Origin of the sequence: Thiocystis violacea (assembly GCF_016583575.1) — a bacterium.
Taxonomy (GTDB): domain Bacteria; phylum Pseudomonadota; class Gammaproteobacteria; order Chromatiales; family Chromatiaceae; genus Thiocystis; species Thiocystis violacea.
Genome location: NZ_NRRG01000011.1, coordinates 16,438 through 31,323, shown reverse-complemented (window position 1 = coordinate 31,323; position 14,886 = coordinate 16,438). Strand labels below are relative to the sequence as shown.

Annotated in this window: 11 protein-coding genes; 1 reads left to right on the top strand and 10 read right to left on the bottom strand. The window is 60.8% G+C overall.

Annotated elements, in window-relative coordinates; all coding sequences use genetic code 11:
• Nucleotides 1-71: 71 nt before the first annotated feature.
• From CKO27_RS07565 to CKO27_RS07545, 5 genes are all read right to left on the bottom strand, one after another.
• On the bottom strand, nt 72-2,129 hold the full coding sequence (locus CKO27_RS07565; protein WP_200374271.1) for an HAD family hydrolase: 2,058 nt from the start codon (nt 2,127-2,129) through the stop codon (nt 72-74).
• A complete protein-coding gene (gene galE, locus CKO27_RS07560; RefSeq protein WP_200374270.1) occupies nt 2,130-3,116 on the bottom strand; it encodes a UDP-glucose 4-epimerase GalE in 987 nt (328 codons plus the stop codon).
• Complete coding sequence (locus CKO27_RS07555; protein WP_207280645.1) at nt 3,113-4,072, bottom strand: UDP-glucuronic acid decarboxylase family protein; 960 nt, start codon at nt 4,070-4,072, stop codon at nt 3,113-3,115. Before CKO27_RS07555 ends, galE begins: the two co-directional genes overlap by 4 nt.
• A gap of 25 nt (nt 4,073-4,097) precedes the next feature.
• Nucleotides 4,098-6,221 carry an FkbM family methyltransferase gene (locus CKO27_RS07550; protein ID WP_200374269.1) on the bottom strand — a complete coding sequence of 708 codons (2,124 nt, stop codon included), beginning with the start codon at nt 6,219-6,221 and terminating at the stop codon, nt 4,098-4,100.
• Between the two features lie 76 nt (nt 6,222-6,297).
• Nucleotides 6,298-7,878: a hypothetical protein gene (locus CKO27_RS07545; RefSeq protein ID WP_200374268.1), complete on the bottom strand. Its 1,581-nt coding sequence runs from the start codon at nt 7,876-7,878 to the stop codon at nt 6,298-6,300.
• Here CKO27_RS07545 and CKO27_RS07540 point away from each other — a divergent pair.
• Nucleotides 7,867-8,364, top strand: coding sequence for a hypothetical protein (locus CKO27_RS07540; protein ID WP_200374267.1), 498 nt, complete (start codon nt 7,867-7,869; stop codon nt 8,362-8,364). The genes CKO27_RS07545 and CKO27_RS07540 overlap by 12 nt on opposite strands.
• 963 nt (nt 8,365-9,327) lie before the next feature.
• Here the strand turns inward: CKO27_RS07540 and CKO27_RS07535 are convergent.
• From CKO27_RS07535 to CKO27_RS07515, 5 genes are all read right to left on the bottom strand, one after another.
• Nucleotides 9,328-9,852 (bottom strand): hypothetical protein, encoded by a 525-nt coding sequence (locus CKO27_RS07535; protein ID WP_200374266.1) that lies wholly within the window; start codon nt 9,850-9,852, stop codon nt 9,328-9,330.
• Nucleotides 9,853-9,940: 88 nt separating this feature from the next.
• A complete protein-coding gene (locus CKO27_RS07530) occupies nt 9,941-11,404 on the bottom strand; it encodes a coproporphyrinogen-III oxidase family protein (RefSeq protein WP_200374265.1) in 1,464 nt (487 codons plus the stop codon).
• Between the two features lie 75 nt (nt 11,405-11,479).
• Entirely contained in the window at nt 11,480-12,511 is a 1,032-nt protein-coding gene (locus tag CKO27_RS07525) for a biotin synthase BioB (protein ID WP_200374264.1), read from the bottom strand.
• 15 nt (nt 12,512-12,526) lie between these two features.
• Entirely contained in the window at nt 12,527-13,423 is an 897-nt protein-coding gene (locus CKO27_RS07520) for a DMT family transporter (RefSeq protein WP_200374263.1), read from the bottom strand.
• A 427-nt stretch (nt 13,424-13,850) separates the two neighbouring features.
• Nucleotides 13,851-14,780, bottom strand: coding sequence for a hypothetical protein (locus CKO27_RS07515; protein WP_200374262.1), 930 nt, complete (start codon nt 14,778-14,780; stop codon nt 13,851-13,853).
• Nucleotides 14,781-14,886: the final 106 nt, after the last annotated feature.

Sequence of the window (14,886 nt, the reverse complement as noted above, 5' to 3'; positions counted from 1 at the left end):
CGGCCAGAAACCCGAACCGGACCGATGCCAGTCGTCGGAATAGAGCGCCCCCCTTTGGCATGGTACGCGAATCAGCCTCGGAGTATGGAGCGCGCGGCTCTGATCATTGGCCTCGGGAGTCGTCTCTTAGCCCAGGAAATGATCGGGTAGGGCAATAATTCGACGAATCCGCGCGGATGAATCATTTTCAGGATGGCGGACACCCTGAATAAACGCGATGACATCAGAACCTTGACCAGGGGACCGCTATTGATCACGCTCGCCTCGGGCCATCGTGTGATCTTTCCACGCTTGATTCCAGAACTCAGGTGATAGCGCAAAGCCTCGACCCCGCTAATTCCGGGCGCGAAGGGAAGCAGTTGCCCCGTTGGATCAGGAGAATATGGGAAATGTCCGATTTCACGCGCCATGAGTTCGGTTGGCCGGTGAACCAGAAACTCCAGGCGGCGGAAATAGTATGGCATCAGCGCCACGATGTCCTCCCGCGAAAACGATATAATCGCCTTATCGACGAATCGATCGATTCCGAGGCGGAATTCAGAAAGCCCCCAAGCCATGACCTCGTGACCTTCATCGTTGAGAATCGGCAGGCAATCGCCACCCTGCTCTCGATAGCCCAGTGTGCTGCCATGATCGGCGGCGGTGAAGCACTCGACGATTTCACGTAGCGCCGTGGGATCCCGCCAGAATGTGCCGGGCTGAAAGGCGAAGGCGTATTTCGGATTGTCTTCGCGTATTCCATTACCGGAACCCTGCAAGCCCCAATAGAGGCCCATCAGACCTGAAGGCGTCCTCCCGGCGTCGCTCCGAAGGATTTCGTAAAGAGAATCCTGAATGGTCCCGCTCCATCCGATATCGATCAGGCAGGATCCCCTGCCATCGGCGAGCCCCGCCTGGTCGAGGTATTTCAGGACGCGCTCCCGCTCACCCGAGGTCAAATCGAGAATCAGCTTATTGAGCCGCGAATCGGATTTGAACAAAGCCCGCAGGCGGCGCTTGCTTCGATCGTTGAGAGGCGCCTCTTTCGGCAGATCGAAACCAGGGACTTGCTTGAGATATTCGATCACTACATGGGGCTGCGCCGTGATGCGATGAGCAATGTCCTCGAGTGTCATCTCGCGGTGGGACACGAACACCCAATCCAGGAAGGCATCGATATCCCGCGTCACGCAACGATGGCAGGCCAATCGCGAAACATGCAGATAACGCAGATCCAGGTCGTCCAGTCCCAGCCTGCTCGCGATATCCAGCAGAACCTGTCCATCCCGCGCGAGAAAATACACCCGGCGCCGGCCAGCCGCCCGCGCCTGCTCGGCCACCCATAGGACGAACGGAAGCAGCAGGGGCGCGGCGTAGAGCGCACCAAGGCGCGCGCGACTCGATTCGAGCGTCAAACGGCACTCGCGAAACAGTCCGGCGGAAAGCTGCCAGCCAAGATCCCCTTCGTTGGCCTCGAACCACTCATCCTCGGTGAGATGGCAGGCGTCGAAGAGTGTCGCCCGGCATCCGCTCTCAAGCGCGCGTTGGATATCGCTATGCCGGTTGTCGCCGATATGCTCGATCTCGGAGATCGCCACCCCCTCTTGAGCGGCCACATGGGCGTACAGGCGCCCGGACGCCTTGTTCAGCTTGATCTCGGAGGACAGATAGAGCGTGGCGTACTCAAGAATGAAGGGATCGATCCGATCCAGCAGGCGCTGGAGATCCGGCCTTCGCAGATACATGTCCGAAAGCAGGACGATGCGCCGACCCTGTCGCGCGAGTTCGCGAAATCTCCCGAGCATCTCGGGAACGCCAAAGAGAAAGCGCGCCTCCGCTTCCAGTTCCATGTCCATCAAACGGTTCATATCCGCCGCGTCGAGGGCGTGGCGGGCGGCGAGCCAACGATGGATATCCGCGAAATCGATCTCTTCCGGGAGATGCGTCACATCGGCCGGGGCCTGCGCGGACGCCTCAAGACGCGCGTTGTGCTCCGCCCACACCCGCTCCTCGGGGAAATTCTCGATGAGCGCCTCCGGCAACCCTCGGGGATCGGCCTGCAATTGCCGCTGCACGGAGACAAAGACCCCGCGCGGCGTGCCGACACGGCGCGTGATCAGGGTATCGAAGACATCGAATGAATAGATCATCTATTGCTCGGTGTATCCGTTCGATTCCAGCCAACGCCAGGCGTGCTCGATCGTTTCCGACAGATCCGGATAGCGCGGCGTCCAACCAAGCGTTCGCCGCGCCTTTTCCGCGTCCGCGTAAAGCATCGGCGGATCTCCCGGGCGCCGCTCGGCGAGTTCGATCGGAACCGGGCGCCCGGTGACTTGGCGAATGCGCTCAAGCACCTCGAACACCGAGGCGCCCTGCCCCGTTCCGAGATTGAAGGCGCCGCTCGCGCCGTCATGGCGAAGATAATCGAGACTCTTCAGATGGGCGTCGGCGAGGTCGCTGACGTGAATGTAATCGCGGATGCAACTCCCATCCGGCGTTGGGTAATCATTGCCGAAGACCTTGAGCACCGGCCCCATCCCGCGCACCGCCTGCATGGCGAGCGGGATCAGATGGGTCTCGGGGTCGTGGGACTCGCCAATCTCGCCGTCCGGATCCGCTCCGGCGGCATTGAAATAGCGCAGGGCGATCCAGCGCAGGTCATGCGCTGTCTCGAAATCGGCCAGCATGCGCTCGACCATGAGCTTGGAGGCGCCATAGGGGTTGATCGGGCGTTGAGGATGCTCTTCCGTGATCGGCGTCCGATCGGGAATACCATAAGTGGCGCAGGTACTGGAGAAAATGATGTGCCGGACGCCATGATCGCGCAACGCCTCAAGCAGGCTCAGGGTTCCAGCGACGTTGTTGCGATAATAGCGACCCGGCTCCTGAATCGATTCGCCGACATAGGCGTAGGCGGCGAAATGAATGACCGCCTCGGGCCGATGTCGCTCGATGACCGCGTCCAGGAAGGCGCGGTCGGCGATATCGCCGACCTCCAGCGGACCCCATCGCACGGCCCAGGGGTGACCATGGACCAGATTATCCAGTGCGATCGGCTGATGACCGGCCAGCGCCAAGGCCTTGCAGGTCTGACTCCCGATATATCCCGCGCCGCCCGTCACCAACACCCGAGTCATGCCAGTCCCCGGCTCAGAAGACCCTCGAAATAATCGATCGTCAGCCTCAAGCCCTGCTCCAGCGGCACCGTCGGACTCCAATCGAAATATTCCCGCGCCAGCGAAATGTCCGGCTGACGCTGCTTGGGATCGTCCTGGGGCAAAGGCTGGTAGATAAGCTCCGAGCGAGATCCGGTGAGACGGCGCACCGCTTCCGCCAACTCCAGCATGCTGAACTCGTCGGGATTACCGAGATTGATCGGACCCGTGATCGTGTCGGAGCTATTCATGAGACGCATGAACCCCTCGATCATGTCGTCCACATAGCAAAAGGAACGGGTCTGCAGGCCATCGCCATAGAGCGTGATGGGATCGTTCTTAAGCGCCTGGATAATGAAATTGGACACGACGCGGCCATCGTTCGGATGCATGCCGGGGCCATAGGTATTGAAGATCCGCGCCACCTTGATGCGCAGGGCATGCTGGCGATAGTAGTCGAAGAACAGCGTCTCCGCGCAGCGCTTGCCTTCGTCATAACAAGCCCTTGGGCCGATTGGATTGACCCGGCCCCAATAGCCTTCCGATTGGGGATGGAACTCCGGATCGCCATAGACTTCGCTGGTCGACGCCTGGAAAATCCTGGCCTTGGTGCGCTTGGCCAGCCCCAGCATGTTGATGGCGCCGTGGACGCTGGTCTTGGTGGTTTGCACCGGATCGGACTGATAATGCACGGGCGACGCGGGGCAGGCGAGGTTATAGATCTCGTCCACCTCCAGATAGAGCGGAAAGGTAATGTCGTGACGCAGCAGCTCGAAATGCGGATGAGGCAGCAGATGGCTGATGTTGTCCTTGGTCGCCGTATAAAAATTATCGACGCAAAGCACCTCGCAATCCTCGTTGACGAGGCGCTCGCACAAGCGGCTGCCGAGAAAGCCCGCGCCGCCCGTGACCAATACTCGTTTATGGAGCGTTTTCATTATTGTTGCCTAGACGGATCAATCATCATGTGGCATCGCCAACGCCGAGGGCGGCGATACGCGGATAACAGAGCATCACCATGTCCGACACCGGCGACTGCATATCGAGACGTCGAAAGGCGAAGTAATAACCGGCGTTCAGGGACTCCAGCCAGGGCTTGATGTCGAAGAAGTCCTTCGGGTGATGATAGACACTGACGATCAGCGCCGGACGATAGCGCATGATGGTCTCGCGCGCGCCCAGGAGCGCCTCCTTCTCCAGACCTTCGATATCCAGCTTCACAAGCACCGGCCGCAGATCATGACGCTCAACCAGTGTGTCGATGGTCGTGAACTCACCGGAAACGAGGTCGCCGCCCGCGTCGGCGTTTAGGCGGAAATCATTCAGCAGACTGGTTCCCTGGTCCGGAAAATCGGTCGCCCCATGGTGGTGCATCTGGAAATGGCCCTGGTGATCGTGCAGGCCCACCGGCTCCAGGAGAATGCGTTCGCCCAATCCGAAGCGCTCGACGTTCTCACGCATTCGTTGGAAGTTCACCGGGTCGGGCTCCAGGGCGAGCACTCGGCCGTGCGGACAGGCATCGGCGAATTGAACCGCCGAATCTCCGATGAAGGCGCCGCCGTCGATCACATCACCGCCGGCGCGGATCCGCGCCCGCACATCCCGCGGAAAGACGCTCAGTCCATAGAGATTGACGAAGACGTCCGCCGACAGCCAGGGATACTCGTCCAGGAACGGCTGATAACGGCTCGCCACCTTGGGCGTCGCCCTCGTGTTCTGCTGGAACCGCTCCTTGGGTTGCCACAAGAGATCCTTATGGATCAGAATCTTGCCGTAGTCCCGGCACTCCGGAAGATACTTGTCGTAAGCGCGATAAAAGATCTCCACGAGATCTTGATCGTTCTCCGACAGATCCCGTTTCAAGGCCGTCAGTTTGCCAGGCATCGCCTCGCGCTGCTCGCTTAGATAGGACCGCCAGAACTCGACCCAATAGGTCGGCACGTTCTGAAAATTCCCCACGAGATCCGCGCAACGCGGATCCACGACGACCGGCGCGCCCCGCACGCAATTCCGGATCGGTCGCACCCAGGCCATTCTGGAAATCCGGGCACGCAGCGAACGCACCGCCTGCTCCCAGCGTCGGCGCGCGGAAGACAGATAGCGACGCGCCACCAGCATCGACACGGCCGCCTCACGCCCGCCGACGCGATACAGCCGCGAGGCGATAAGCCGCTGATAAAACGCCAGCGCTTCCGGTGCCAGGAGATGCGGATACTCTCTGACGAAACGCTCCTCGTCGCCGCTCCAGCCATCGAGAATGCCCCTGTAGGCCAGCCAGCGAAAGCGCGGCTCGATGTCCCGCGTCCAGAAATACTGCAGATTCATCTTGTATTGCATGAAGTCCTGAAAGACCTCATTGAACACACCCATTTCATAGAAGAGTTTCTTACCTTCCCTGAAGATGTAGAAGATGTCCAAGTGATGCCTTCCACGATGAGACATGATGGAGCCGGCCCGGACGCGATAGCGGTATAGCTTCCGCGGCAGAATCACCACCTTGCTGGCCGCGAGCAGTACCTTCCAATGATAGATGTTGTCGTCGAACTGCAAGCCGTCCGGAAATCGGAAATCATGCGCGCGAAGGAAGTCCATGCGAAAGAACTTGGACCAGGTGTAATGGTAATGCAGGATCTCAAGCTTCTGATCGAGCGTGGTCTTAGGCTCCAGATTCCACTGATCGAAATCGTAATACCAGGAATCGAATTCCCGCTCATCCTCGATCATGCTGTGATAGAAAACGATGAAATCCGCTTGCGTTCGCTCGCACTCCTGAACGAGACTCGAAATGGCGCCGGGAGTCAGGAGATCATCCGAATCCACATGCATCAGATAGCGTCCGCGAACATGCTCCATCGCCGTGTTCCGCGTCGACGCCAACCCCTTGTTCGATTGATCGACGATACGGATTCGGGGATCCCGGCTCGCGTATTCGGCTAGGATCCTGGGTGATTCATCCGTCGATCCGTCGTTGACGCAGATGATCTCCAGATCCTGGAAATCCTGCGCGAGGATGGAGTCCAGACAGGCCCCGAGATAAGGGGCCACGTTATAGACAGGCAAGGCGACGCTTACGGTTGGAGAACCCATGAATAATCTACTCCACAGCGGGTGGAATCTCCGGCGAAACCGGGAGTGCGAATAGGGACAAGGTCTTGACCAAGCGCTAACGGAGTTCGAGCGTTTCTCGTTTCATGGAACTTCCGCGCTTCGGAGATCCGGCTCTCCGCTTCCTAGTCCCACGACTCCCTGGTGCCTGGATATCCTTGATTTTATTTATGATGAATAACAACGAGTGCTTGATGGCGTACTTCGAGCCTTGAACGAGGGGATGCAGTCTCAGTATCGCTCGCGCGAGCGGCGAGCTGCGCACCAGCGTCGCCTCGCACCACTCCGTCATCAGACGCCGGTTTTCGTAGCGTTGTGAAAAGGCATAAGACAGTGCCTGCCGCACGCTGAAGGCCGGCGCGCTTTCGCGCAGCTTGAGGTCGCAGTGATCGCCCGAGTAGGGTACGGCACCCAGCGTCCCGGCGATCAAGGGCGTCGGTTTCATCATGAGGCTGAACAACCTGGGGACCACGGCCAGGAAATGCTCCGGGGCGAGCGGATAGCGCTCGGCGGCTCGCGCGTATTCACTGGAAAACCATTCGACCCCCGCGAGAAAGTCACCGACGCCCCAGTCACGCAGATGGTCGCCGTCATCCCGTAATCGGGGCACCGTGGTTCCATCGGCCAGCCTTCGGTACCCGATCGTCTGCCCATGATCGGCTTGCGCGAGCAGCTCGGTATGCAGCGCCACGATGTTGTCGGTCGTATGATTCGGCACAATGGCGTAAGCCGTCTTGCTATTGCGCCTGGTCGTGTATTTGGAATAGTGGAACAGGCCGAAGTAGAACCCATGAATCTCGATATCTCGCTTGTGGGAAGCCGCGATCTTATAGAGTGAATCCTGACTGCCGCCCATCCAACCGATATCCACCGTCGCCACCCGCGGATCATCGAAGAAACCTTCCTGTCGCAAATAGGCGATGATGTCGTCGCGGTCCCGCGCGGCGTTTTCCAGGATCCGATCGCGGAGCGCCGGGATCTCGTCGAGCAGATCCACGACCTCCGTCGCGAGGTCTTCCGACATCGACGCATCCAAGTCATGGAACCGCGCCCGCATCGGCTCCGGCAAGAAGGCGCGAAGCTCCTCGCCCTTCATGTCCAACCGCTCCGCCAGCATGGAGAGCGATAGGGCGGGAATACGCTCGGCCAGCCAGCGCTTCTCGCGCGGTGTGATCTCGAATAGCGATGGCAGACGAAAAGCGCGACGCGATCCGTAAAGGTAGCGGAGATCCAGACCCATCGGATTTACTTGGGCGATGGCCCGTGCGATGCGCAGGAACACCATGCCGTCCCGGGCGATGAAATAGAGTTTGGAAATCCCCCGCTCACTGGCCTGGCGCAGAACATCCCAAATAAAGCCGTAAAACATGGGACCGGCCAGACAGGCCCCGATCATCGCGGGATTCGAGGCGTCGGGATGCATGAGACGAAAGGATCGGCTGACCCCCGCCAGCAGTTGGGCGAATAGGTTGTCTTCCTCGAAATACCGTACCTCGATCTCCGATAGCCAGGTGGCTTTATAGAGCGAGCCGCGAATACCCAGGGATCGGGCCGTCTTGACGTCGGTCTCGATGTTCGAGCCATGGTGAGCCAACTGTCTGGGCTTGATTCCCTCCGAGCGCAGCAGGTGAAGAAACAAGCCGCCCGACTCCATGGTCTTCCTGATGGTGGAAGACACATAGAGCGGACATTCGCGGAGACGGGAATCGACCCTAGTCAAAAGGCGCCGAAGCGTTGCTTCCGCGAGATAGGTATCGCAAACAAGCACCACGCGCTCGCCTTCGTCGAGCCGCCGGTGGATTGTCCGAAGCGTTTCCGGAACGCCGAATATCAGCTCTTCCTCGACTTCCAACTCGGCCTGCTTGATGTTCTCGATCACGGCCGCCGGGATCTCGGGAAAGCGAAGACCTATTCGAGCATAGATCTCATCGAGCAAGACCTCTTCCTCATCGGACGCCTCGCGCGCGCAAGCCTCGGCGGAGACCCGAATCTCGAAGAATTCCTCGACGAACTGCAGCGGCACGGACAAGTCATGTCGAGTGCGAAGCTGGTGCTGCAAGACGCAGAACACACCGACCGACGTTGCCGTCCGTCTCGTCAGAACGGCGTCGAAAACGCTGAATGAAAATACCTTGCCCCGGCTCATATTCCACATCGAATCCGTGTTTTCCGGTCGGTGTCGGTCGCTTTTGAAACGCGCCCTGAAACCCCTATTCTCGGCCTAGGCCGCCCCTCCCCGATACCAGGCAAAGGCGTACCGCGCCATGGAAACAGAGGGTTTCGAGCGGGCAATCATACCATCGATCCTGGAGCGGCCCGCGAACCTCGACGCCCTCGCGGCAACGTCAGGGGCGTGACATGGAAGGCTCCGGAAGCCAACGAACGGCTGCGGTCTTTCGCGGTCAGCGCCGAGGCACCCCGGCTGGTCGCGGGCGGTAGGAGGCCGTGCCGAGTGCGACTCGGCCATCCCCGGTCGCGCGATCGCCGGGATGATCAGCGGCAACCAACCGAATTTGGAATGGCCGCGACGATGCCAGAGGATGATTCTGGCGAGGATCGGCAGTAGGATGACGGGCGCGGGTGGAAACACCTTGGTTTGTCATCGCCATTCAAAAAGGACTCGAAATCATGAACCGATTCATCCCAATGCTGGCTTTGATCTTCATCGCATCGGGAAGCCTCGCCTCGGCGGGGGCTTGGAACCAGGATCCTGGGCCTTCGCTCGGAGCCCAAGCCGCCGTCATCGACGCGACGCGCGGCGAGGCGGGACTCAACCTCGCCCAAGGTCCGGGAGGCCCCGGATACGGACCCGGATACGACGGATATGGACCTGGATACGGCGGTCCTGGGCGACCGCCGCGTGGACCGCGCGGGCCAGGTGGTCCCGGAGGACCGGGCTTCGACCCTGGTCCCAGACCGGGGCCCGGACCCGCTTATGGGCCACCGCCCCGCCCCGATCCAGGCCCGGCGGGCATCATTCCCCAGATCCTGCCCCTGTTACTTGGGCCGCCTCGGCCCTGATCGCGGCAGGAATCCATCCTCAAAGCAAACCAGGCTGGATCCGAGAACCCTCGGCGCTCCCTAGCGGCTAGCGAAGAGCGCCAAGGTCTCGATCCGGCCGATGCCCTGGGTCGCCGGGAATACAGGTCATCAACTCGCTGCTGTAGGCGCAGCGTCCTTCGAAGCCATCTCCTTGCGAGGTGGCGACGACACAGGCCGATCCAACGGACAAGTCGCGACAGGCGTCGACGGCCTCGCGCGGCGGCCTTGGCGGACGCCCCGAACTCGCTGCCTCCGCGTCGGACGGCATCGGACCAGCGCCGAAACCTCCCGAGCGCGGCGCGGACGACCCTCCGGGCGGCTCGCGATCGGGGACGCACACCCAATCCCGACCGCGTTCCTGACAGGTTCCCGTGATCGCATGCCGCCCGTCCTCGAAGTAACAGCGCTCGGAGGCCACCTTATAGGCACAGGCATCAATGGCGACGGTCGGAGGTCCGCCGGACCCGCCTGGACCGGGACGGGGAGGCCCCTCCGCGCAGCCCGCGCCGGACATCGCCACGCCCAACGTTGCCGCCAACCAGGCAGACCTCGCCATAACAGTCTTTTTCATGGAATTCCTTCCTCCCGTTAGGAAATTCGCTTGGCTCCGCCCGATTCCATGTCCAGTCGGCACGCCGGAACCAGCCGGCGCCAGACCTTCAGCTCGAGCCGCTCCGATAGGGATTGAGTGGACCTTCGGCATACTCACCCGGCTCGAATGGAATGAAGGGCCGCGCATGGAATTGATGACAAACCTCATCGGCGAAAAAGGCGCCCTTGGCGGTCAGCCCAGCGAAGCCACCCTTGTCCTCGACCAGCCCCTGGGCCTGGAGTCGCTCCCACAACTCCGGAAACGCCTCCTCGAAACCGATGCCGGTCAGCGACCGATACTGGGCCTTGTCGACGTCCCGATTCTTGAGCGGAAGCACCACTGCCCAGCGACGCTGTTCTTCCTCGCTGCGCTTCAAGCCGCGGTTGACCGGCAAGCGGCCCGCCTCGATACGCGCGTAATAGTCCTCGAAGGTTTGGGTATTCAGCAGGAACCGGTCCCTGAGACTACTGAAGGCGGTCAGGCCGAAACCGACCTGATCATACAACTGACAGCATTGGTTGTGCGCGTAGTGCGAGTAGTCTTCCGGTTTCTTGGAAAAGACACGCCGCAGATTCTCTCGGTAGCCATGGGAGGCGAGGATGTCGATCGCGGTTTGCTTCATCCGGATGGCGTCCTCGAAGGACGGCAGTTCCTCCGGGCGCAGGGTCGCGATCTTCTGAATCGGACCCTGGGCATCGCCATAAGCCTCGATCTTGAGCCGATAGAGCTGAATCTCCTCGACCCCCAGCCGCGCCGCCTCGTCGACCATGCGCCCCCAGGCTTCGATGGTCTGGCCCGGATAGCCGTAGATGAACTCGATGTTGAGCTGGAAGCCATGCGCCTGGCAGGCCTCGATCGACGCCAGCGCGGTCTTCACGTCGTGCGGGCGATGCATCTTGCGCAGGATCTCGTCATCGAGCGACTGCACGCCGATGGTCAGACGATCCACGCCGTGCGCGCGCAGGATCTCCAGGCGTTCCTTACCGTGGCGGTCGGTCAGGGTGCCGGGGTCCACGTCGAAGTTGAACTGGGTCACCCGCGAGCAGTCGACCCGCTGTTTGAACGACGTCAGCATCCGATCCAACTGGGCCGGCGTCAGCAGGGTGGGCGTACCGCCACCGACCAGGATCGAGCGGGCCTGGAACATGGGGATCCCAAGACGCTGGCGAAACAGATCCATCTCTTTTTCAAGCGCGGCCAGGTAACGCTCGGTCTCGGGATGGACGGCGTCGCCGAATTGGCCGAACTGAACCGGATAGTGACAGAACAGGCAGCGCTGCACGCAGAAGGGCAGATGCAGATAGACGTCGAAAAGCCCATCGGCGGGAGGGACATAGTCTCCCAGCAATTCTTCCTCTTCCGCCTCGGGATACATGGTGATCGGCGGATAATGGACGGACGGAAAGAAATCGCCCGATCGGGCGATCAGACCCAGCTCGCGGAACCGCTCGAAATCCCTGACACGGCTCTCCACGCTGTCCGTCTGGGGTGAATTCCTTTGAGTCTCGCTGATGGCTGTCATTTCACTCATGGTTCAGACCTCGCGGCTAGCAGTGAATCGGCGTCGAAACGCCGCCGTCATCGACCGTCGATAGTGGCTATCCATTCAGGACTGGAGCCAAAGTCCCGCGCGCTCGACGGCCGCACGAAGATGGTCATCATTGGGTCGATAACGCTTATCGTCGTAAATCGGAAAGAGATGCTGGAGTTCCTGCGGCGTCCCGTCATGGATGGTCACGGTATTGGCGCCCGCCATGATTCCAAGGAACTGACCGTCCGGCTTCAGCTTCTCCAGCGAGCTGGTGGTCGGCATGAGCGCGGTGGGATTCATGATCCTGAGCAGGGCCATGAAATTCAGGGTCGTCTCGACATCGCCCGAGGGCATCCCTTCATAGTTGGTGTTGTGGCCGGGGATAAAGACCGAGGCGCTGACCATGTGCGGATTCAGATCGGTCAGGAACCGCAGATCGGCCACCAGATCGTCCTCGGTCTGCCCCGGAAGGCCGACGATGACGCCACTGCCGATCATGAACCCCAGTTCGGCCAGATCGTCGAGACACTGGCGACGCTCACTCCAGGTGTCGTTCGGCTTGACCGCCTCGTAGAGCGAGGGCCGGGAGGCCTCGATCTTGAGCAGATAGCGATCGACGCCCGCCTCCCGCATCTCGCGGTATTGCTCGTAACTCAGATTACCGATGCAGCCGATCAACTGGATGTCCGGCATCCGGTCCTTGATCTGGGCGCAGGCACGAATCACACCCGAGACGAAGCGCTTGTCCTTGTTCTCGCCGGATTGAAGCAAGAGGACACGGCGGCCACGCTCGCGGTAGAGAAAGGACGCGATCTGGACCAGATCATCGGTCGGGATCACGTATTTCTTGGTGTCCTCGCAACCAATATTGCAGTAGTTGCAGCGTTGCTTGCAGATATTGGAGATCTCCACGACGCTGCGGATCTCGGCCCGCCGATCGGGAAAGCCTTCGAGCCGTGCCGCGCGGGCCATCTCGAACAGGGCCTCCTGCGCGGCTCCCCTCGCCCGCAACGCGGCCTTGACCGAGTCCTCGAACAGATCTCCAGCCCGCGCCTGCGTGAAAATCGCCCTCGGGTCGATCGTCTGGGTCTCCTGGATGTTTTGCATTCCGCCAACCTCGCGCTAAGTCAATAAGCTCTTGCTGGAAATGATCCCGATGCCCAGGACACCGATCAGGCTTCCGGCGAGACGACGCGCGCTCGGAGATTCTCCATAAAACAGGGCCATGATCAGCAGGACGAACAGAGGCTCGGTCGAGAGCAGGGTGTTGGCGATCGCCAGTGGGGTCAACTTCATCGCCAGCAACGACAGGAAGAAGCCACCGAAGGTCACGAAGGAAGCGATCAGGCAAAACCGCGCCGCCACACGCCAATCCGACAGAAGGGGACTGAGCCAATTACCCCGCCCCAGATAGAAGAGCGGCGCGAACACAAAGAGCGAGGCCACGCCGCCCGCGATCCGGATAAAGGTCGCCGACAGGGCGTCCACCTCGTCGAGCGCGCCCTTCGCCATGACGACCGAGAAGGCCATCGCCATGACCGAGGCCAACCCGTACAGAACGCCGCGCCGCGTCGCCCTTCCGGAATCGCCTTCGCCTAGCCCGGTCAGCACCACCGCCACGCCAAGGATGACCAGCAGGATGCCCGCCCATTGCAGCCAGACGAGGGACTCTCCCAGGAAGAGCACCGCCATTCCGATGGTCGCGACCTGGCCAAGCAGCATCAACTGCACCAACGAGTGGGAGGTCAACTCGCGCAGCGCCTTGAAAAACAGCGTATCCGCGACCCCGATACCCAGTACTCCACTAAGAAAGAGCACCCAGAAGGTCGGCCAGCTCATGGACTCTGGCCCCAGCGCCAGGATCGCCATCCCCAGCAATATCAAGCCAAATACGCCCTTCGCGAACGCCAAACCCATCGCCGGCAGCCGCTCGGCGAATGGCTTCAGCAACAGGGCGCCAACCGCCCAGGTCGCCGCCGAGCCGAGCGCGGCCAGGATACCGATCAATTCCAGGGTCATGACCCACCTACCCTCGTATCGTCCCGACTCGAGGGCGGATCCGGTCGCGGCCAAGCGCGGACACCAACAGGACCATGGGTTCTTGATGCAACAACTCTAATTGAAAGCATGAACAGAATTTCACCACAATTTCTAGCGTTTAGCCGACAAACCACCACGCGGCGAAAGCCATTCGCCAAGAACACCAGCATTAGCGGCATTGGGAGGCGCCGACAAGGGCTTGAATGGGGCGGCTGGAGATGGGAAGCGACGATTCGCGGTATTCAGTGAGTGGATGAACGCATCCGAACGGCACGCGGCCCATCGGGCGGGCGCCCGACCTGGTCCAATTTAGCCGTGACGGTGATCAAAAGACATTCGTCAGGCCAACCGACAATAGGCTTGCCCTTGGACAATAGCCCCGCCCGGATGCGCTCGTCCCGCCGAACTATCGCGCGATGCTTGCCCGCAAATCCGTCACGATATCCCGCACCGGCTTGGTGGTTGGTTCACCCATGTCATTGGGCTCCACGATCACGCTATCGGCATGCACACTCAAGGCATCGATAATAGCCGATGCCTCCTCGTAACGGCCTTCTTGAACGTATTGCCGCGCCAGATAGGTTTGCAGCGTCGGAATGGCATCGATCCCCTGCTCGGTCACGACCTCCGGGTAAGGAGAGGTACCGATCAAGGATTGGTAATACATTTCCGCCCCCTGTGAATTACGATTCATGGCGGCATCCAGAGCCTGTTCCGCGACCGCCACGCTGGTGGCCCAGGACTCTGGATAATCCGTCATCAAGCTGTTGAGCGCCGATTCTCGCGCCGAGCGTTCCGATTGACTTTCATTGCCTCGACGTGGCCTGGCCTTCTCGCTGAGTTCGGAGATACGCTGATAGCTGTCGGCACCGTAGGTCTCCAGATCCCGTTGCCGCATGGCGGAAGCCCGCTCGGCCATCTTCTTGCGACTCTCGTCGAAGCGCGCCCGATTGGCGTATTGCTCACCCATGCTGGCCAACCATGGCTCGCCACCGGGCGGCCCGTTCGCGAAGGACGGCGCGACATCGAGCCCGGACGCACGGATCACCTGTCCGAGTTGAGCCACCTGCCGCTCAAGACCCGCGATTCTCCGAGACTGTTCCTCAAGCAGACGATCGGACGCGGACAGGGCCGTCGGATCGGATTCCGCCGCGCCCGGCGGCTTGGATTGAGCCAGGCTGGCCACTCCGGACGAGCGATCCGCCATGGGCGCGCCAGAGGGCTCGATCGCGTTCGAGACGCCTCCGTCCTGGGGAAGAAACTGAAGCGTGATCGCGGAAAACGACAGGATCAGAGCCAGGAGGCTCAGGATCATTGGGAGTTGCGGTGCCTTCATTCATCAAACTCCGAGTGCATGGAGAATCAATGGCGCCTGACTCGACGCCAAGGCCAATCCTGGCGCGAAATCCCTGATTGAAAATCCGTCGGTCGCCACGATCGCC

Excerpts from the sequence above, each read along its gene's own strand:
- CKO27_RS07565 (WP_200374271.1), bottom strand. The coding sequence starts at position 2,129 with ATGATCTATTCATTCGATGTCTTCGATACCCTGATCACGCGCCGTGTC.
- galE (WP_200374270.1), bottom strand. The coding sequence starts at position 3,116 with ATGACTCGGGTGTTGGTGACGGGCGGCGCGGGATATATCGGGAGTCAG.
- CKO27_RS07555 (WP_207280645.1), bottom strand. The coding sequence starts at position 4,072 with ATGAAAACGCTCCATAAACGAGTATTGGTCACGGGCGGCGCGGGCTTT.
- CKO27_RS07550 (WP_200374269.1), bottom strand. The coding sequence starts at position 6,221 with ATGGGTTCTCCAACCGTAAGCGTCGCCTTGCCTGTCTATAACGTGGCC.
- CKO27_RS07535 (WP_200374266.1), bottom strand. The coding sequence starts at position 9,852 with ATGAAAAAGACTGTTATGGCGAGGTCTGCCTGGTTGGCGGCAACGTTG.
- CKO27_RS07530 (WP_200374265.1), bottom strand. The coding sequence starts at position 11,404 with ATGAGTGAAATGACAGCCATCAGCGAGACTCAAAGGAATTCACCCCAG.
- CKO27_RS07525 (WP_200374264.1), bottom strand. The coding sequence starts at position 12,511 with ATGCAAAACATCCAGGAGACCCAGACGATCGACCCGAGGGCGATTTTC.
- CKO27_RS07520 (WP_200374263.1), bottom strand. The coding sequence starts at position 13,423 with ATGACCCTGGAATTGATCGGTATCCTGGCCGCGCTCGGCTCGGCGGCG.
- CKO27_RS07515 (WP_200374262.1), bottom strand. The coding sequence starts at position 14,780 with ATGAAGGCACCGCAACTCCCAATGATCCTGAGCCTCCTGGCTCTGATC.